This is a genomic window from Klebsiella sp. 141251 (genome assembly GCF_050600725.1).
In the GTDB taxonomy this organism is placed as follows: domain Bacteria; phylum Pseudomonadota; class Gammaproteobacteria; order Enterobacterales; family Enterobacteriaceae; genus Klebsiella; species Klebsiella aerogenes.
In genome coordinates this window covers 365,553-384,423 of the sequence record NZ_JAQIRG010000003.1, presented here as the reverse complement: position 1 = coordinate 384,423, position 18,871 = coordinate 365,553, and the positions used below count along the sequence as shown (strand labels likewise).

The following is an 18,871-nucleotide window of genomic DNA, read 5'->3' as shown; positions in this document are numbered from 1 at the left end:
CCGCGTGAGATAAGTAGAATGCAACGCATCGAACGGCGGCACAGTCTTCCAGACGATAACAAAATCAAGTGATTAGCTAATCTACTTGATGATGCGGGAATAGCTCAGTTGGTAGAGCACGACCTTGCCAAGGTCGGGGTCGCGAGTTCGAGTCTCGTTTCCCGCTCCAAATTAAAAGCATCGGCAGTAGCGGGTGTTTAAGTATTAAAGGCGCGTTAGCAAAGCGGTTATGTAGCGGATTGCAAATCCGTCTAGTCCGGTTCGACTCCGGAACGCGCCTCCACTTTATATCCCGAGCCCGGATGGTGGAATCGGTAGACACAAGGGATTTAAAATCCCTCGGCGTTCGCGCTGTGTGGGTTCAAGTCCCACTCCGGGTACCATTGGGATAAAATAGAATAATCAAAGCAATAAGCAGTGTCGTGAAACCACCTCCGGGTGGTTTTTTCATTTCTGAAGTGTCATTTCCTGACATCATTTCTGACATCATCCCCCACCCGCTGAGATAGACTCACAGCGCTATAACGTTATTTGTCCTATGACAAAACCTGCGGTGCTTGCTACGCTTAATGGGATTTTCGAACCAGGCAACAGGAGTAGGGGAAATATGTTTACCGGATTGTGTGCTTTTCCGCTGACGCCGCTGCGCGACAATGAAGTAGATAGCCGCGCGCTGATAAAAATTATCGATCGTCTGGTTTCGGCGCGAGTTGATTCTCTGGGCATCCTGGGCTCGACCGGCAGCTATGCCTATTTGAACCGCGAGCAGCGCAAAACGGTTGTGTTGGCGGCAAAGCAGCATACGCAAGGGATCCCGATGATGGTCGGGATAGGTGCGATGGCGACGGATACTATTTTACGTCTTGCAGAGGATGCTCAGCAGGCGGGGGCGGACGCGTTGCTGCTACCGGTGTTGAATTACCAGCCTCTGGCGGATGACGAGGTGTTCACCCTGTTCCAGACGGTTGATCGCCATGTGTCGGTACCCATTTGCATTTATGATAACCCGCGTACCACCCACAGGATCTTTTCTGATGCGCTTGTTGAGCGTATTGCCTCGTTAGCTAATATTGCATCAATAAAGATCCCCGGTTTGCCGGATGATCAGGTTGGTGTCAGAGTCGCTACGCTTCGTCAGCTCGTGCCGCAGCGAGTCAGTATTGGCGTCAGCGGCGACGCTTTTGCCGCCGCAGGGTTAAACGCCGGCTGTAACTTGTGGTATTCAGTTTGCGGTGGCCTGTTCCCGGAAATTGCCCAAAATATTACCGCGGCAGCGCTGAGCGGCGATCGGCAGCTGGCATCGGTATTAAGCGAGCGTCTGGAGCCATTATGGGCATTGTTTAGACTGCACGGCAGTCTGAAAGTGATTGCCGCCGCCGCCTCTATTCTCGAACTGACCGAAGTAGAGTGTTTACCACGACCTTTGGTCCCACTCTCCGCGGAGGCCATTAACGAAGTTAAATCGGTTATGGATAAGCTGGGTCTACGCTGAAGTTAACCGCGTTTCCCTTACCTATTTTTATCAGGAAATTCACAAACTATTTAAGGTAATATATCACTGGCGTTAATGTTAACGCTGTATTGATATCTTTTGGGTATGTGAAGCCTTAATGGCAATGATAATTATATATGAGGGATCTTATGGCCACGTTGCTTGAAAGCTACGGGAACTGTTTTCGAAAATACGCTACGTTCCGCGGCCGCTCCGCGCGCCAGGAATATGTGGTTTTTACCATTGCTAACTTTATTTTGTCCGCGATCCTGGGATTGATTCCTGTCGTTGGCGGTATCTTCGGGTTAATCATTATCATTCCGGGGATCGCGGTTGCGGTGCGCCGTCTGCACGATCTCAATAAGTCCGGTTGGTGGTTGCTGGCGCCGTACGGCATTATGCTAATCGGCCTGATTGGTATTGCCGCCACCGTCGAAGAGGGTAGAGCCGCAGTATGGGTATGGGTGATTGCGCTGGGCGGCCTGGCCGCATTGGTGATGTCGATTTGGATGATTTTCACCCGTGGCACCATTGGCAGCAACCGCTTTGGCGATGAACAGAACGACGACAATGTCGGTGGTAACACGATGGGTAAGAGTTCTGCCGCGGATGATGTTAGAGATCGGCTGGCGCAAGCTAAGAAAATGCTTGATGACGGCGTCATTAGCGCAAGTGAATACGAAGTGATGCGTGCTAATATCATTAAAGATATGTAACTGATTCTCCGCCGGGCCTGCCCGGCGTTAATAAATTCACCTGTGATAGTGAGAGCGGGTGGTTTTCTCCTCCCGTTTTCGCTACTGTAAGCGCCATTTTTCTACCATCATGAGCCTGTTAATGAAAACCGGACCCCTGAACGAAAGCGAACTCGAGTGGCTGGATGAGATCCTGTCGAAATATGCCACCGAAGGCGCCATCCTTGATGTCTCTGAACTTGATGGTCTGCTGACGGCTATCTTATCCGGACCGAGCGAAATCGAACCAGCGCAGTGGCTGCTGGCTATCTGGGGCGGAGCGGATAACGTACCGCGCTGGGCTAACGATCGCGAGCGCGACCGTTTCGTCAACCTGACCCTGCAGCATATGAGCGACATCGCCGAACGCCTGGCTGACTATCCGGAGCAGTTTGATCCCCTGTTCGGCACCCGTGAATTTGAAGGGCAGGAGCTGACTATTGTTGAAGAGTGGTGCTTCGGCTACATGCGTGGCGCTGCTCTCAGTGATTGGTCGACGTTACCCGCTGAACTGCAGCCGCAGCTTGATGCCATTGCGCTACACGGAACGGAAGAACGCTTCGAAGCGCTCGATACGCTGACGGCTGACGAATTTGTCGAAAGCATTGATAGTATTAAGCCCGCGGCGCTGGCTTTATATAATTACTGGATGGAAAACGCTCAGCCGACGGCCGTGCAGCAACCGGTAAGAAATGAGACCAAGGTGGGGCGTAATGATCCTTGTCCCTGCGGTAGCGGCAAAAAGTATAAGCAGTGTTGCTTAGCTAAATAACAACAGGGGCCAAATGGCCCCTGTTGTTTATCCGACTGCGGGTAATAATCCCGCCACAATACAGAATTGAATGACCACAATCGCCACTCCACAGCTCAACACCAGCCACAGCGCTATCGAGCCGCCGGGTACACGCCATGTCGCCTTCGGGTGCAGTCTACGGCTCTTCATCACCAGCAATGATGGCAGCATCAGCGCCAGTACGGCGAGCGCCACGCCGGCGTATCCCAGCGCCATCACGAAACCTTGCGGATAAAACAGGGCGAAGGCCAGCGGCGGCAGAAAAGTGATAATGCCGCTCTGAATACGTCCTACAGGCGTGTTTTTACGCTGGAACAAATCTGCCAGGTAATCAAACAAACCCAATGCGACGCCGAGGAAAGACGTAGCCAGAGCGAAGTCGGCGAACAGATGTACCGCTACTTCTACATGCGGCGAGGCGACAACGTCGCGGATTGCTGCCAGCAGGCCGTTCAGGCCGGAATTCTTCGCCAGCACGGCGGTAAAGGCCGGAGAGTCGATGCTGCCAAGCGTGGCGAGTTGCCAGAAAATATAGGCGACCAGCGGAATAAAGCTACCGATGATAAAGACGCGGCGCAGCTTACGAATATCGCCATTCAGATAGCTAACGATGCTTGGAATACTGCCATGAAAACCAAACGAGGTGAAAATCACCGGAATAGCGGACAGCGCCAGGCCTTGCTGTAACGGCAGGGTCAGGAGATTTATCTGGTGAATATGCGGCAGCAGCAGCACCAGCATCACCGCAAGGAAGATAATTTTTGCGCTAAATAAAAAGCGGTTAAACAGATCGACCAGCGAGGTCCCGATGCACACCACCGCGCCGCCAATACCGGTAAAGAGCAATACGCCAGCAGAAGGCGGCAGGCTCCAGTTTAGCCACTGATTCAGACTAGAGGCCAGTAGTTCCCCGGCGCCGCTGATGTAGGCCGCTGTTAGCGCATACATCAGAAATAGCATACAGAAACCGGTGACCCATTGGCCGTAGCGGCCGAGATAGCGCGCCGCCAGTGAGCCTAACCCCATATCCGCAGGGACATGTTGATAGACTTCCAGCAGCAGCAGGGCGGTATAGCACATCAGTGCCCACAGCGCGATCAGTAATATCAGGGTGACGCCAAAACCCACTCCCGCCGAAGCGAGCGGCATCGCCAACATACCGGCGCCAATTGTGGTGCCGGCAACGATTAAAATACTACCCAGAGTGCGGTTCTTCACGCTTTTCTCTATCTGTGAATGAATGGACAAATAATTATGCCGCGCAGAGTATGTGAAATGAGTGATTTCGTCAAATGAAGGTTACATTGTGTGTAATTAAAACTTTACATTTCTGACGGGCAGAAAACACTGCGCTGGCGCAAAGCCGCCAGGCGCAGGCTGATATATGCTGCACGTTTTACAGGAGGAGCTATGTCATCTATTCACGGTCATGAAGTATTACAGATGATGATCGCATCGGGCGAATCGTACAGCGTTGCCAGTCTCGAAGCGGCAATTAAGACGCAATTTGGTATTGATGCGCACTTTCACACCTGTTCGGCGCAGGGTCTGGATGCGGCGCAACTGGTGGCTTTTTTGCAGCGGAAAGGTAAATTTATTGCGGTGGAAGAGGGCTTCAATACCAGCGAAAGTAAAATCTGCCGTCATTGAACACGCGGCGGCCAGCAGCCGCCGCAGCGGGAATTAGTTTTGTGTATCGAGGGTTGCCAGTTCTTTATCGATAAAGTACAAGCCTTCACCGCTCTTACCGGCAAGAGTCAGTTTATCAATAACAGATTTGAATAATTTCTCTTCTTCATGCTGCTCAGCAACATACCATTGCAGGAAATTAAAGGTCGGGTAATCCTGATTGGTCATCGCCGCATGCGCCAGTTCATTAATTTTTTGCGTAATTAATTGTTCATGTTCATAGGTCTGGCGGAACAGTTCATCCAGTGAAGTATATTCGGCAAACGGCGAGCTAATGGCATTAATGCGCGGCAGGCTACCGGTATCGGTCAAATAGTCAAACAGGCGCTGCATGTGCGTCATTTCTTCCTGCGCGTGGCGGCGGAGAAACGCGGCGGCGCCTTCAAAGCTATGGTAGCTGCACCATGCGCTCATCTGCTGATAAAGCAAAGAAGAATAAAGCTCAAGATTCATTTGCTCATTAAGTTTTTCGATCATTTCTGCTTTCAGCATGGCGTCCACTCCGGAAATAAAGAATAAAACATAGTGTGGCGCCACTATAATTTGTTAGTTATTTATTTGCAAAAAGTAAATTAAAAAAATTAATTATTAAAAATGCAAATGGGAATAAAACGCATTGGCAATATATTAAAGGATGAGAATGCTTTTAATTTAATAATTATTCCGTCAGTGATAGCCCAACGACAACATACTCATCGTTAGGCGCAGAGGCAAAGGTGGCGGTACGTGGGCCTCGGATCTTAAAGTGTGAAGCGCTACGTAATTTATAAAACAGCTTTTCATAAAGTTTGAAAATGCATTTATGAAGTAGTAGAGTCCTGATAACGCTAACGAACTCGCGGGCCGCTCCCGCACAGCTTTCAGGAGAGTGAAGCATGAAAATCGCACTGATGATGGAAAACAGCCAGGCCAGCAAAAACGCCATCATTCTCAACGAGTTGAAAACCGTTGCTGATGAGAAAGGCTTTCCGGTTTACAACGTGGGAATGAGTGATGAACAGGACCATCATCTGACCTACATTCATCTGGGGATCATGGCCAGCATCCTGCTGAACGCTAAAGCGGTCGATTTCGTGGTGACCGGTTGCGGCACAGGTCAGGGCGCGTTGATGTCATTGAATATTCATCCAGGGGTGGTCTGTGGTTATTGTATTGACCCTGCGGATGCCTTCCTGTTTGCCCAAATCAACAACGGTAACGCGTTGTCGCTGCCTTTTGCTAAAGGCTTTGGCTGGGGGGCGGAGTTGAACGTGCGCTTTATCTTCGAGAAGGCCTTTACGGGCCGCAATGGCGAAGGTTATCCGCCTGAGCGCAAAGAACCGCAGGTACGCAACGCGGGCATCCTCAACACAGTGAAAGCGGCGGTGGTGAAAGAAAATTATCTTGATACCCTGCGGGCAATCGATCCGGAACTGGTAAAAACCGCCGTTTCCGGGCCGCGGTTCCAGCAATGCTTCTTCGAAAACTGCCAGGATAAAGAAATCGAAGCTTTTGTCCGCCAGATTATTGGTTGATAGGGCTTTTCAAACAGACCTGCATCCATGTGCAGGTCTGTTTGCTATGGTTTTTCTTTGCTGGATACCGTGCTGCCAGCATCTCGCGTAAGGTGCAACGTATCAACCATCCCTACCAAACAAATCAGCGCAATAAAGACAAACGCCATACGGAAATCAATTCCCGGTAGAGTCGTCAGGTTAAACCACTCGCTCAACTGTTCACCGATGCGGATGCCGATGGCGCCGAGAGTGATACCTAGCCCAACCGCCAGCTGTGAAGCGGTGCTGAACAGCGTATTGGCATAACTCATCTGAGCGGAAGGAACGTCGGCAAAAGCGAGCGTACTGACGCCGGTAAATTGGATGGAACGGAACACCCCGCCAAGATAGAGGATCAACATTATCAGCCATACCGGCGTTTGCGGCGTTAACAGCGCGCAGGCAAGTAGCGAGGCGACATTCAGCGCACCGTTAATCAGCAATAAGCGGCGAAAACCCAACCAGCGGATGAGCGGTGTGGTTGCGGGCTTGATAGTGAGATTGCCGACGAAAACGGCCAGCACCAGTAGCCCGGAATGAAAAGCATCCATACCGAACCCTACCTGGAATAATAGCGGAAGCAGAAACGGGACGGCGCTTATCGAGGCGCGAAACAGTGAACCGCCGTACATGGTTACCCGGAAAGTCGGAACCTGCAGAGCGTCCAACCGTACCATTGGCCAGGCGGCGCGGCGGAAATGATGTAGCGCAAAAGCCATACATCCCATACCCGTCGCCAGGAGCGCCGGCGTTTGCCAACTTTGTGGCTGCTGGTCGCCGAGCCGTTCCATCGCTGCCACCAGGCTTATCATTGCCAATGACGTCGCCACAAAACCGGGGAGGTCGAAGGGGCGGCGTTCTTCTTCACGGATGTTGGGAATGATGCGTAGCGAGAGCGCCATCGCCAGTAGCCCAAGCGGCACGTTTATAAAAAAGATCCAGTGCCAGCTGGCGTAACTGGTAATAAAGCCCCCGAGCGGCGGGCCGATTATCGGTGCGACCAATGCCGGCCAGGTCAGCGTGGCTATTGCCTTGATGAGCTGATCTTTCGGCGTGGCGCGCAACACCGCCAGTCGCCCGACGGGGACCATTAGCGCGCCGCCGATACCCTGTAGAATGCGCATTGTCACAAAACTTTCGATGTTGCGCGATAAACCGCAGAAAACGGAGGCGAGGGTAAAAATGGCTAGTGCCAGCGTAAACACTTTTCGTGCGCCGAAGCGGTCGGCAATCCAGCCGCTGGCGGGGATCAGCACCGCGAGGGTGATCAGGTAGGCGCTGATGCCGATATTGAGCGCGACCGCCGCTACGCCAAAATCCTTCGCCATATCAGGCAGGGCGGTAGCGATGACCGTGCCATCGAGAAACTCCATAAAGAAAGCGCCAGCCACCAATAATGCCGGCGCGGAAAAAGCGCCTGCTTTCGGCGTAATTGTTGTTGTACCCATTGAGTCGTTGCCATAGCAAAGTGAATAAGTATCTTTGCGGTACGTTTTCTTTTCGCCGCTCCCGCACATGTTTTTTTATCTGGTGCGATTTAGGTTACTATTACGCTCCTGAAAATAGGAGTAAAAAATGTCTCAACCTTTCACTGAACAAGATGAGCTGGTATCTGATGTCGTTGCATGCCAGCTGGTCATCAAACAAATCCTCGATGTGATTGACGTTATCGCCCCGGTCGAAGTGCGCGAAAAAATGGCGGCCCAGTTAAAAGCGATTGATTTTGCGAGCAACCCTGCTTCGGCGGATCCGGTTACGCTGCGCGCAGTACAAAAAGCAATTGCATTGATTGAGCTGAAGTTTACCCCGCAGGGTGAAGCGCACTAGATTTATCACTGCGCAGTTGATTGCCCGGCCGTTCCAGTCAGGAACGGCCGGATTCAATTAGTGGTGTTGAGGCGAGATGAGATTGAGAAGTCGACGGTCCGTTTGCTCCATACCGAGCCCGGCTTTATCTGCAGTCCGTATTTCATCAAGGACGGTTTGCAATAAAAGTCCATCTTGCTGCTGTTCTTTCTCCAGCAGCGTCAAAAAACGCCACGTTGTGTCATCGTGCTGCGCTTTTGCTTCCTGCGCCAGACCGGACAGCATGTTGCTACGTTGCTGATACTCTTCAAGGGTTTTGGCAAACACCTCTTCAAGCGTTGAGCATTGTGGGGGATAGCTTTCATCGGCTTTCACTATTGGCCAGGCCCCGGCCTTTTTCATATAGTCAAAAACCTGCATCATTAACGTCACGCTGGATTGCGCACGGGTACGTAAGAAGGTTGCGGTACCGTTCAGGCGCTGCTGCGCGCACCATTCGCCTAAATGTAGATAAACATTTGAGGCGTGAAACTCAAGATTAATCTGGGTATTTAATTTCTGAACCATTCCTGGAACTGCCATAACAATATCCTTATTTATCCGCAAGGGAAGTATGACGCGCTACCATCGCCTTGCACAGGCGAATACAGCAGGCGCAATGCAATGGGCAGGAAATAAATACGGTGCTTTCCATTTGCACTTAACCATTTATTTGTTTCTGCCGACACATTAAGAATACCCTTGTATATAGAATAAGGAAACTCTCAATACGGGTAATTTACGATTTGTTACAACATCAGCTTAGCGATTGTTTAAATTAGTTTTTTGTAATTATTGTATTGTAACCATCTGAATTTAAATGCTTATGTTTAATTATTCGTAGGGCTAGTTAATTTGTATTAATAAAGTTGATTTAACGATGATTTCATATATCGATCATAGCTTATTCATTATTCGAAAATAGCGAGATGAGAATGAATTTGTGATAGATCATTTTTGTATGGGGGTAGAAGAATAACGTCTATGCTGGCTGAGAATAGAAGGCCAGAGTCGCCTGGGATAGCGTCGACGCAGCCACAAGGATAAGTCTGCTGATGATATGGATTATTATGTCACGCATAACGCTAATTGTCTGACAATTAGCGTTTTTTTTATGTCATTTTTTGCTGAATTTATGTACGCAATTACTGTAATTCTGCGGTGTGATGACGCTCTCGTATGGATAAATAATTTCCAGTTAAAACTATTTTAACAACGGCAATGTTGATTGCGTTTTTTCTAATGCCTTGTTTTAAGACCGATAAAAAATTTAAGTCCGATTTTTCCCTACAGAAAAGCGAAATAAAGCTGGAGTTTACCATGCACAAATTTACTAAAGCGCTGGCGGCCATTGGCCTCGCGGCGGTTATGTCACAATCAGCTATGGCTGAAAACCCCAAGCTCGGTTTTCTGGTGAAGCAACCAGAGGAACCCTGGTTCCAGACCGAGTGGAAATTTGCTGATAAAGCCGGCAAGGACCTGGGCTTTGATGTCATTAAAATCGCGGTACCGGATGGCGAAAAAACGCTTAATGCGATCGACAGCCTCGCCGCCAGCGGCGCGAAGGGATTTGTCATCTGCACGCCGGACCCAAAACTGGGGTCGGCGATTGTTGCCAAGGCGCGCGGCTATGACATGAAAGTTATCACCGTCGACGATCAGTTTGTTAATGCCAAAGGTAAGCCGATGGAGAGCGTGCCGCTGGTCATGATGGCCGCCAGCGAAATCGGCGCTCGTCAGGGGCAGGAATTGTATAAAGAGATGCAAAAACGCGGCTGGGACGTGAAAGATACCGGCGTGATGGCGATTACCGCCGATGAACTGGATACCGCCCGCCGCCGTACTACCGGTTCGATCGACGCGCTGAAAGCGGCGGGTTTCCCGGAAAAACAGATCTATCGCGTGCCAACCAAATCTAATGATATCCCAGGGGCTTTCGATGCTGGCAACTCCATGTTGGTTCAGCACCCTCAGGTCAAACACTGGTTAATTGTTGGCATGAACGATAACACCGTGTTGGGTGGCGTACGTGCGACTGAAGGCCAGGGCTTTAAAGCGCCGGATGTTATCGGTATCGGCATTAACGGCGTTGACGCGGTGAACGAACTTTCGAAAGCCCAGCCGACGGGGTTCTATGGCTCTTTGCTGCCAAGCCCAGACATTCATGGCTATAAAACCAGTGAGATGCTCTACAACTGGGTGACCAAAGGGACCGAGCCGCCGAAATTTACCGCCGTGACTGACGTGGTGCTGATTACCCGCGATAACTTTAAGCAAGAATTGGCGAAGAAAGGGCTGTAAGGCCGGGTTCATTCCGCCTCCCGCCCTGGCGGGAGGTTATACGTAGTAGAGCGGAGTCGTTATGCAACAATCTACCCCTTATCTCTCATTTCGCGGCATCACCATGACATTCCCGGGCGTTAAAGCGCTGTCTGATATCAGCTTTGACTGCTATCGCGGGCAGATCCACGCGCTGATGGGTGAAAACGGCGCCGGGAAGTCCACCCTCTTAAAAATTCTCAGCGGTAACTACATTCCGACTGCCGGGTCTCTGCAAATTGATGGCCAGCAGATGGCATTTAGTAATACCACCGCGGCGCTAAATGCCGGCGTGGCGATTATTTATCAGGAACTGCATCTTATCCCGGAAATGACCGTTGCCGAAAATATCTATCTTGGTCAGTTGCCGCATAAAGGCGGCATTGTGAACCGGTCTTTATTGAATTATGAAGCGCGGCTGCAGTTAGAACATCTGGGGTTGGATATCGACCCGGAGACGCCGCTGAAGTATTTGTCGATCGGCCAGTGGCAGATGGTGGAAATTGCCAAGGCGCTGGCGCGTAACGCGAAGATCATCGCGTTTGATGAGCCTACCAGTTCACTCTCCGCACGGGAAATCGACAACCTTTTTCGCGTCATTCGCGAGCTACGTGAAGAAGGGCGAGTGATTATTTATGTCTCACACCGTATGGAGGAAATTTTCGCTCTCAGCGATGCCATTACCGTGTTTAAAGATGGCCGCTACGTGCGTACCTTCGATGACATGCGGCTGGTGGACCACGACGTGCTCGTGCAAGCGATGGTAGGTCGTAATCTTGGCGATATCTACGGCTGGAAAGCGCGTGAATATGGCAGTGAGCGGCTGCGGCTCGAAGAGGTTAAAGCGCCGGGCGTCAGAATGCCAATCAGTTTATCGGTACGCAGCGGTGAAATTGTCGGCCTGTTTGGTCTGGTCGGCGCCGGACGCAGTGAATTAATGAAAGGGCTGTTTGGCGGCAGCAGAATTACCGGCGGTCAGGTCTATATCGATGGTCAGGCGATAAATATTCGCAAACCCGCGCAGGCGATTCAGGCGGGAATGATGCTGTGTCCGGAGGATCGCAAAGCCGAGGGCATCATTCCGGTACATTCGGTGCGCGACAACATCAATATCAGCGCCCGGCGTAAGCATATTCATGCCGGCTGCCTGATTAACAATGCCTGGGAAGCGAGTAATGCCGAACAACATATCAAATCGCTCAATATTAAAACCCCAGGAGCTGAGCAGTTAATTATGAATCTTTCCGGTGGTAATCAGCAGAAGGCTATTCTTGGTCGCTGGTTGTCGGAAGAGATGAAGGTCATCCTGCTTGATGAACCGACCCGCGGCATTGATGTTGGCGCAAAGCATGAAATCTACAACGTTATCTATGCGCTGGCGGCTTCTGGCGTGGCGGTCGTTTTTGCCTCCAGCGACCTGCCAGAAGTGCTCGGCGTCGCCGACCGCATCGTCGTCATGCGCGAAGGTGAAGTGGCCGGTGAATTGCTGCATGAAGACGCGAATGAACAGCAGGCGCTGAGCCTTGCAATGCCTAAAGTCAGCCAGGCCGTAGCCTGAGTAAGGAGTGAATGATGTCATCTGTAACTACACCCAGCGCTGCCCGATCCTCTTTCAGTTTCGGCCGAATCTGGGATCAGTTTGGTATGCTGGTGGTCTTCGCCGTGTTATTCATCGGCTGCGTGATCTTTGTTCCCAATTTTGCTTCTTTCGTCAACATGAAAGGGTTGGGGCTGGCGATTTCCATGTCGGGAATGGTCGCCTGCGGAATGCTGTTCTGCCTGGCTTCAGGCGATTTTGATTTGTCAGTTGCTTCTGTGATTGCCTGCGCCGGTGTGACAACAGCGGTGGTGATTAATCTCACCGAAAGCCTGTGGATTGGTATTACCGCAGGATTACTATTAGGGGCGGTCAGCGGGCTGGTGAATGGTTTTGTTATTGCGCGTTTGAAGATCAACGCGCTAATCACGACCCTGGCCACCATGCAAATTGTCCGCGGGCTAGCCTATATTATTTCCGATGGTAAAGCGGTTGGCATTGAGGATGAACGTTTCTTCACCCTGGGCTATGCCAACTGGTTAGGTTTGCCGGCGCCTATCTGGCTGACGGTTGCCTGCCTGATCGTCTTTGGACTGCTGCTGAATAAAACCACCTTTGGCCGCAATACTCTGGCAATAGGAGGCAATGAGGAGGCTGCGCGTCTGGCAGGGGTACCGGTGGTTCGTACCAAGATTATCATCTTCGTTCTTTCAGGTCTGGTATCGGCGGCTGCGGGGATCATTTTGGCTTCGCGTATGACCAGTGGTCAGCCTATGACCTCAATTGGTTATGAACTGATTGTGATCTCGGCATGCGTACTGGGTGGCGTATCGCTAAAAGGCGGGATCGGTAAGATCTCTTATGTGGTGGCCGGGATCCTGATTCTGGGTACCGTAGAGAATGCGATGAACCTGCTGAACATCTCGCCATTCTCGCAATATGTGGTCCGCGGGGTGATATTGTTGGCAGCGGTTATCTTCGACCGTTACAAGCAAAAAGCGAAACGTTCGCATTAATTGAGCGCAACTTTTAAGTCTACTCATAATGTCCCGCCAGCGCCCGCTGCGCTGGCGGTGACTATCAAAAATGGCGAGGCTGGTCACACTGTCTATACTTACATGGCTAACAATTAGTTAACAACCAGCGTAATGCTGGCCATGATAAGGAGGAATACAGGGTGGCTGACCAGATATCTGTACCGCCTGAGCTAACCGGAAACCACGCATTTTTTCTGGATCTTGACGGCACGCTTGCCGATATCAAACCTCATCCCGATCAGGTTGTTATCCCCGAAGACGTCCTTCAGATGTTGCGATTACTGGCACAGCAGCAACATGACGCTGTGGCATTGATTTCAGGGCGCTCACTCGCAGAGCTCGACGCACTTACCCGTCACTGGCGATTGCCGCTTGCCGGCGTCCACGGGGCTGAACGCCGCGATATCAATGGAAAAAGACATGATGTATCACTACCGCCGGCGCTGAGCCGTGAGGTCGGCGAAGCATTAACTTCGGCGCTACAGGCGCTGCCTGGCAGTGAACTGGAAGATAAAGGCATCGCTTTTGCGCTGCACTATCGCCAGGCGCCACAACACCAGAGCGCCATCCTGGCATTGGCGCAGGATATCGTGCAGCATTATCCGATTCTGGCCATTCAGCAAGGGAAGTGTGTCGTTGAGATCAAACCGCGCGGGATTAACAAAGGTGAAGCGATTGCCGCGTTTATGCGGGAAGCGCCTTTTGCGGGACGAAAGCCGGTATTTATCGGCGATGACCTGACTGATGAGGCGGGTTTTACTATGGTTAATCAATTAGGCGGAGTATCGATAAAAGTTGGACAAGGCGACACACAGGCGCGCTGGCGGCTGGCAAATGTTGCCGCCGTACATCAGTGGTTACGTCACGTCGTCGACAATACGCAATGCCTGGATGTATTCACTAACGGGAGGGATGACCATGGGTCGTTTAGTCGTAGTATCTAACCGTATTGCAACGCCGAATGATAAAAAGGCCAGCGCTGGCGGCCTGGCGGTGGGTATTTTAGGTGCGCTGAAGGCGAGCGGCGGCACGTGGTTTGGCTGGAGTGGGGAGATCGGCGATGATAGCCAGCCGTTGAAGAAGGTGAGTAAAGGGGATATTTCCTGGGCCTCATTCAACCTTAGCGAAGAAGATCACGAGCTCTACTACAATCAGTTTTCCAATGCGGTGCTATGGCCCGCGTTTCACTATCGTCTCGACTTAGTCAATTTTCAGCGTCCGGCGTGGGAGGGGTATCTGCGCGTTAACGCCGCTGTGGCGCAAAAGCTGCTGCCGCTGCTAGCCGACGACGATATGATTTGGGTTCATGATTATCACCTATTGCCATTTGCCAGTGAATTACGCAAAAACGGCGTCAAAAACCGCATCGGTTTCTTCCTGCATATTCCGTTTCCGACGCCTGAAATATTCAACGCTTTACCTCCACATGCGGAGCTTCTTGAACAGCTTTGTGATTATGATTTACTCGGCTTTCAGACCGAAAACGACCGGCAGGCATTTGTTGATTGCGTCGCCCAACAAACGACCTTGTGCGAAGTGGGTCACCAGCAATACCGTGCCTGGGGTAAGACGTTCCGTACTGCCGTCTATCCGATAAGCATCGAACCTCAGGAAGTCGCGCGCAGCGCCAGCGGGCCGCTGCCGCCGAAGTTGGCTCAATTGAAAGCTGAACTAAAAGGAGTTAAGAATATTTTTTCCGTTGAGCGCCTGGATTACTCCAAGGGGCTGCCGGAGCGTTTTCAGGCTTACGAGGCGCTGCTGGAAAACTACCCGCAGCATCGTGGAAAAATTCGCTATACCCAGATAGCGCCCACTTCGCGGGGCGATGTTCAGGCTTATCAGGATATCCGCCATCAACTGGAAACGGCCGCCGGGCGAATCAACGGCCACTATGGTCAACTGGGGTGGACGCCGCTGTATTATTTGAATCAGCACTTCGATCGCAAACTACTCATGAAGGTATTTCGTTATTCGGATGTGGGGCTGGTCACGCCGCTACGCGATGGCATGAACCTCGTGGCCAAGGAGTTTGTCGCCGCGCAGGACCCTGAAAACCCTGGGGTGTTGGTGCTATCGCAGTTCGCTGGCGCGGCGAATGAACTGACTTCCGCGCTCATCGTCAACCCTTACGATCGCGATGAAGTGGCGGCGGCGCTGGACCGCGCTCTGACTATGCCGCTTGCGGAGCGAATTATTCGCCATGCCAAAATGCTCAAGGCGATCGAGAGTAATGATATTGATAACTGGCAGGCGCAATTCGTTGCCGATCTAAAGCGGGTAAAGTCGCATGAAGATAGCTGCCAGCAGCCAACCGTAGTTACTCCCTCCGCGTAGTCAAAATGGCTGATGCTTCGGCATCAGCTTATTCCAGGGAAACCAACAGCACATCGACCCCGCTGCTGCCGACGATATTCTTCGCTGAACAGGTTGCGCGGGAAAACAGGCTCTGGTTATGGTTGCCGCAGATCACCAGGTCGACGTGATGCTGACGGCAAAAATCCTTCACGTGATGACAAAGTTCGCCGCTGGCGATGGTCATTTTGCTGATGGGATAGTCCGCCTGGGCGGCGAGTTCATTAAGAAAGCTACGTGTCTCCTCCTGCATAATCTCACGCAAATTCTCCATCATCGGCGCGGCGAACTGATTATACATTTCCGGATCTGTCGCCAGCGTGATCAGGCTGACCTGCGCATTAAGCGGACGTGCGATAGACACCGCTTTATTGACCAACATGCGGCTTTCCGGCGTTGGGGCGACGGCGACTAACAGATGAGAGTAGGGCATCTAGCCTCCTTGAGATACGCAACGGGATCTTTCTACTTTCTTTACTCCTAATTCCATCTTTCCACAAGGGGTATTCGCGCGGTTAAAAACCCCTTTCTCCAACCGTGTGCTATCAGATTCTGGCAGCCGACTCGCAAAAATGATTCTCTCTTTTGCTTTAAAAGAAACGCTGTTTTATAAATCGGTGACGCATGTTGCCCGGCCCTTTGTTTTTTTGCCACTGAATGATTAGTACTGGCAAAAATGCAAAGGTAAGACGGTTTTCATGATCTTACTGTAGCCATGTATCCGCAAAACTTCGGTATAGCCCTGGTAAAGCCGAAGTTATCTAATAAAAAGAGACAGGATTTACGGCGATGAAAACACGAAAAATCGGTTTGGCTAATTATCTCGCCTATGGTTCCGGCGATTTTCTCGGCGCGGGAACTACCGCGCTTACCGCAGCATGGCTACTCTATTTTTACACCACTTTCTGTGGGCTATCACCCATTGAGGCGACGCTCATTTTCGCCACCGCGCGCGTACTTGACGCGGTCGTTAGCCCCCTGATGGGCTTCTTAACCGATAATTTTGGCTCTACCTGGCTGGGTAAGCGATTCGGCAGACGCAAATTTTTTATTTTGCTCGGTATTCCCTGTGTCTTTAGCTACTCAATGATGTGGGTAGGCGATATGGGGTTCTGGTATTACCTCGCAACTTATCTGCTGTTTGATATTGTCTATACCATGATTCTGGTGCCCTACGAGACGCTGGTGCCGGAGATGACCGATGATTTCAAACAGAAGACCAAATTTTCCGGCGCGCGTATTTCCATGGCGCAAATGTCGGCGATATTAGCCTCGTTTTTACCGGGGATTCTGCTCACCCAACTGGGTAAAGACAACGCCAGCTCTTTTTTTTACGCAAGCCTGGTCTTTTCGGTGCTGTGCGCCCTGATGCTGACCTTCGTCTGGTTTTTTACCTGGGAGCGCCCGCGGGAAGCGTGGTCTGAAGCGGCGCTGCGCGCAGAAGAAGAAAAACGCAATTTAACCCTCGCGCAGAGTCTTAACCGGCTGTTTATTGAGCTTAGCTCTACGCTGCGCATTAAAATCTTCCGCCAGCATCTTGGTATGTATCTGGGCGGTTACATCGCGCAGGACGTTTTCAATGCGGTGTTTACCTATTATGTGGTCTTTGTGCTGATGCAGGATGCCTCCGTCGCCTCTAACTTACTCGGCACGATGGCTATCTTCCAGTTTATCGCGGTCATCGCCATGATCCCGCTCTGCATCCGCTTTGGCCCGGCGCCTTCATACCGCATGGTAGTGGTGCTGTTCGGTTTGAGTTCACTCTCTTATGCCGTGCTTTATTACGCGGGGCTGAGCGATGTCTATTCATTATTGCTGCTCATTTCTGCTATCGCGGGTCTGGGGCGCGGCGGCATTAATTACGTGCCGTGGAATACCTACACCTATATTGCCGACGTCGACGAAGTCATTACCGGCCAGCGTCGGGAGGGCATTTTCGCCGGAATCATGACGCTGACCCGCAAAGCGTCCCAGGCGGGGGCGGTGATGCTGGTTGGCATCATCATGCAACTATCGGGCTTTGTCTCCGGGCAAAAAATTCAGCCGGAAGGCGTGAGTCATACCATTCTGTTGATCCTTAGCGTCGGTACGTTGGTGGTGCTGGCTTGCGGCTTCCTGGTCTCCCTGCGCTTTAAACTCAATCTGCATACGCATAGCGTGCTGCGCGCCGAGACGCTAATGATGCGCGATGTCGGTTACGCACAGCCCGAGCGGGCGACAGCGGAAAACCGCGCGGTGGTTGAGCAGCTGGCGGGGATGCCTTACGAATGCCTGTGGGGCAATAACAATATTGGTTACCTGAATCGCAATAAACCTGCCGCCCCGGCGCTGAATCAGGGCGGTGCTTTGAATTCGACATATACCAGAGGTTAAGAACATGAAAGTTTGGCCGGTCAAACATAGCCCATTATTGCGTCAGCCTGAGCGCTTTATCGCTCGCAGCGAGCTTCAGGCATTGATCCGTAATGTGACGCAAAACCTGGTGAATATTAAGGATGAAAGCGGGCAATTTTTACTGCGGCTGGACGACGGGCGAGTCATCGATACCAAAGGTTGGGCCGGTTGGGAATGGACCCACGGCGTTGGGCTGTACGGCATCTACCAGTATTATCAACAAACCGGCGATACCGCCATGCGCGATATCATTGACGGCTGGTTCGCCGACCGCTTCGCCGAAGGGGCAACCACCAAAAACGTGAATACCATGGCGCCGTTTTTGACGCTGGCTTATCGCTATGAAGAGACCGGGCGTCAGGAGTATCTCCCGTGGCTCGATAGCTGGGCCGAGTGGGCGATGCATGAGATGCCGCGCACCGAGCAGGGAGGCATGCAGCACATTACCCTGGCGGAAGAGAACCATCAGCAGATGTGGGATGACACGCTGATGATGACGGTGCTGCCGCTAGCCAAAATCGGTAAATTACTAAATCGTCCGCACTACATTGAAGAAGCAACCTATCAGTTCTTGCTGCATGTACAGAACCTGATGGACAAAGAGACTGGCCTGTGGTTCCACGGCTGGAATTACGACGGTCGGCACAACTTTGCGCGTGCGCGCTGGGCGCGGGGTAACAGCTGGCTCACCATCGTTATCCCGGACTTCCTTGAGCTGGTGGATTTGCCAGAGGGGAGTGCGGTGCGCCGCTATCTGCTACAGGTACTGAATGCGCAAATTGCCGCGTTAGCTGACTGTCAGGATGAGAGCGGCCTCTGGCATACCCTGCTCGACGATCCGCATTCCTACCTTGAAGCGTCAGCGACGGCGGGCTTTGCTTACGGCATCCTGAAAGCGATACGCAAGCGTTATGTCGGGGCGGAGTACACCGAGGTTGCCGAAAAGGCGATACGCGGGATTGTGCGAAATATTTCACCAGAGGGGGAACTGCTGCAAACCTCGTTTGGTACCGGGATGGGCTCCGATCTTGATTTTTATCGGCAAATTCCGCTGACGTCGATGCCGTACGGCCAGGCGATGGCGATTCTTTGTCTGACGGAATATCTGCGCAAGTATTTCTGATAGCGGCATAGACTCCCCGGC

At 51.7% G+C, this 18,871-nt stretch carries 18 protein-coding genes and 3 tRNA genes; 16 read left to right on the top strand and 5 right to left on the bottom strand.

Features of this window, described 5'->3' with window-relative positions:
- Positions 1-93: 93 nt before the first annotated feature.
- The 6 genes from PGR09_RS09575 (at position 94) to PGR09_RS09550 (ending at position 2,998) form a co-directional block, all read left to right on the top strand.
- Positions 94-169 (top strand) — tRNA-Gly (locus PGR09_RS09575).
- A gap of 40 nt (positions 170-209) precedes the next feature.
- Positions 210-283: transfer RNA gene (locus tag PGR09_RS09570), tRNA-Cys, on the top strand.
- Between the two features lie 13 nt (positions 284-296).
- Positions 297-383: transfer RNA gene (locus PGR09_RS09565), tRNA-Leu, on the top strand.
- A gap of 224 nt (positions 384-607) precedes the next feature.
- Positions 608-1,492 carry a dihydrodipicolinate synthase family protein gene (locus PGR09_RS09560; protein ID WP_320482771.1) on the top strand — a complete coding sequence of 295 codons (885 nt, stop codon included), beginning with the start codon at positions 608-610 and terminating at the stop codon, positions 1,490-1,492.
- Between the two features lie 149 nt (positions 1,493-1,641).
- Positions 1,642-2,208: a DUF805 domain-containing protein gene (locus PGR09_RS09555; RefSeq protein ID WP_045390263.1), complete on the top strand. Its 567-nt coding sequence runs from the start codon at positions 1,642-1,644 to the stop codon at positions 2,206-2,208.
- A gap of 109 nt (positions 2,209-2,317) precedes the next feature.
- Complete coding sequence (locus tag PGR09_RS09550; protein ID WP_430916107.1) at positions 2,318-2,998, top strand: YecA family protein; 681 nt, start codon at positions 2,318-2,320, stop codon at positions 2,996-2,998.
- A 27-nt stretch (positions 2,999-3,025) separates the two neighbouring features.
- Here PGR09_RS09550 and tyrP read toward each other — a convergent pair whose 3' ends face one another.
- Positions 3,026-4,237: a tyrosine transporter TyrP gene (tyrP, locus tag PGR09_RS09545; protein ID WP_430916084.1), complete on the bottom strand. Its 1,212-nt coding sequence runs from the start codon at positions 4,235-4,237 to the stop codon at positions 3,026-3,028.
- A gap of 192 nt (positions 4,238-4,429) precedes the next feature.
- On the opposite strand from tyrP, the gene PGR09_RS09540 reads away from it, so the two are divergent.
- Positions 4,430-4,669, top strand: a complete 240-nt coding sequence (locus tag PGR09_RS09540; protein WP_430916083.1) for a YecH family metal-binding protein — start codon at positions 4,430-4,432, stop codon at positions 4,667-4,669.
- A gap of 33 nt (positions 4,670-4,702) precedes the next feature.
- Here the strand turns inward: PGR09_RS09540 and ftnA are convergent, their stop codons facing one another.
- Positions 4,703-5,200, bottom strand: coding sequence for a non-heme ferritin (ftnA, locus tag PGR09_RS09535; RefSeq protein ID WP_045390275.1), 498 nt, complete (start codon positions 5,198-5,200; stop codon positions 4,703-4,705).
- A gap of 383 nt (positions 5,201-5,583) precedes the next feature.
- On the opposite strand from ftnA, the gene PGR09_RS09530 reads away from it, so the two are divergent.
- Complete coding sequence (locus PGR09_RS09530; protein WP_047045541.1) at positions 5,584-6,222, top strand: RpiB/LacA/LacB family sugar-phosphate isomerase; 639 nt, start codon at positions 5,584-5,586, stop codon at positions 6,220-6,222.
- A 44-nt stretch (positions 6,223-6,266) separates the two neighbouring features.
- Here PGR09_RS09530 and PGR09_RS09525 read toward each other — a convergent pair whose 3' ends face one another.
- The gene (locus tag PGR09_RS09525; protein WP_430916082.1) at positions 6,267-7,691 is read right to left on the bottom strand and encodes an MFS transporter; all 1,425 of its coding nucleotides are present in this window, start codon (positions 7,689-7,691) and stop codon (positions 6,267-6,269) included.
- Between the two features lie 127 nt (positions 7,692-7,818).
- Here PGR09_RS09525 and PGR09_RS09520 point away from each other — a divergent pair, with 127 nt between their 5' ends.
- Complete coding sequence (locus PGR09_RS09520) at positions 7,819-8,070, top strand: DUF2766 family protein (protein ID WP_045390283.1); 252 nt, start codon at positions 7,819-7,821, stop codon at positions 8,068-8,070.
- A 57-nt stretch (positions 8,071-8,127) separates the two neighbouring features.
- Here the strand turns inward: PGR09_RS09520 and PGR09_RS09515 are convergent, their stop codons facing one another.
- A complete protein-coding gene (locus PGR09_RS09515) occupies positions 8,128-8,631 on the bottom strand; it encodes a non-heme ferritin-like protein (RefSeq protein ID WP_047045546.1) in 504 nt (167 codons plus the stop codon).
- A 777-nt stretch (positions 8,632-9,408) separates the two neighbouring features.
- On the opposite strand from PGR09_RS09515, the gene PGR09_RS09510 reads away from it, so the two are divergent.
- The 5 genes from PGR09_RS09510 to otsA all read left to right on the top strand — a co-directional run bounded on the left by PGR09_RS09510 (position 9,409) and on the right by otsA (position 15,315).
- Positions 9,409-10,389: an arabinose ABC transporter substrate-binding protein gene (locus PGR09_RS09510; RefSeq protein WP_430916081.1), complete on the top strand. Its 981-nt coding sequence runs from the start codon at positions 9,409-9,411 to the stop codon at positions 10,387-10,389.
- Positions 10,390-10,450: 61 nt separating this feature from the next.
- Positions 10,451-11,965 carry an L-arabinose ABC transporter ATP-binding protein AraG gene (gene araG / locus PGR09_RS09505; RefSeq protein ID WP_430916080.1) on the top strand — a complete coding sequence of 505 codons (1,515 nt, stop codon included), beginning with the start codon at positions 10,451-10,453 and terminating at the stop codon, positions 11,963-11,965.
- A 14-nt stretch (positions 11,966-11,979) separates the two neighbouring features.
- Positions 11,980-12,960 (top strand): L-arabinose ABC transporter permease AraH, encoded by a 981-nt coding sequence (araH, locus tag PGR09_RS09500; protein ID WP_047077747.1) that lies wholly within the window; start codon positions 11,980-11,982, stop codon positions 12,958-12,960.
- Positions 12,961-13,121: 161 nt separating this feature from the next.
- On the top strand, positions 13,122-13,925 hold the full coding sequence (otsB, locus tag PGR09_RS09495) for a trehalose-phosphatase (protein ID WP_348875957.1): 804 nt from the start codon (positions 13,122-13,124) through the stop codon (positions 13,923-13,925).
- Entirely contained in the window at positions 13,900-15,315 is a 1,416-nt protein-coding gene (otsA, locus tag PGR09_RS09490) for an alpha,alpha-trehalose-phosphate synthase (RefSeq protein ID WP_430916079.1), read from the top strand. The genes otsB and otsA overlap by 26 nt, the downstream gene beginning before the upstream one ends.
- A 28-nt stretch (positions 15,316-15,343) precedes the next feature.
- On the opposite strand, the gene uspC is transcribed toward otsA, so the two are convergent.
- Positions 15,344-15,766: a universal stress protein UspC gene (gene uspC / locus PGR09_RS09485; RefSeq protein ID WP_045376202.1), complete on the bottom strand. Its 423-nt coding sequence runs from the start codon at positions 15,764-15,766 to the stop codon at positions 15,344-15,346.
- 356 nt (positions 15,767-16,122) lie between these two features.
- Here uspC and PGR09_RS09480 point away from each other — a divergent pair, with 356 nt between their 5' ends.
- Positions 16,123-17,706, top strand: a complete 1,584-nt coding sequence (locus PGR09_RS09480) for an MFS transporter (protein WP_045390297.1) — start codon at positions 16,123-16,125, stop codon at positions 17,704-17,706.
- Between the two features lie 4 nt (positions 17,707-17,710).
- Positions 17,711-18,850, top strand: a complete 1,140-nt coding sequence (locus tag PGR09_RS09475; RefSeq protein WP_047045553.1) for a glycoside hydrolase family 88/105 protein — start codon at positions 17,711-17,713, stop codon at positions 18,848-18,850.
- Positions 18,851-18,871: the final 21 nt, after the last annotated feature.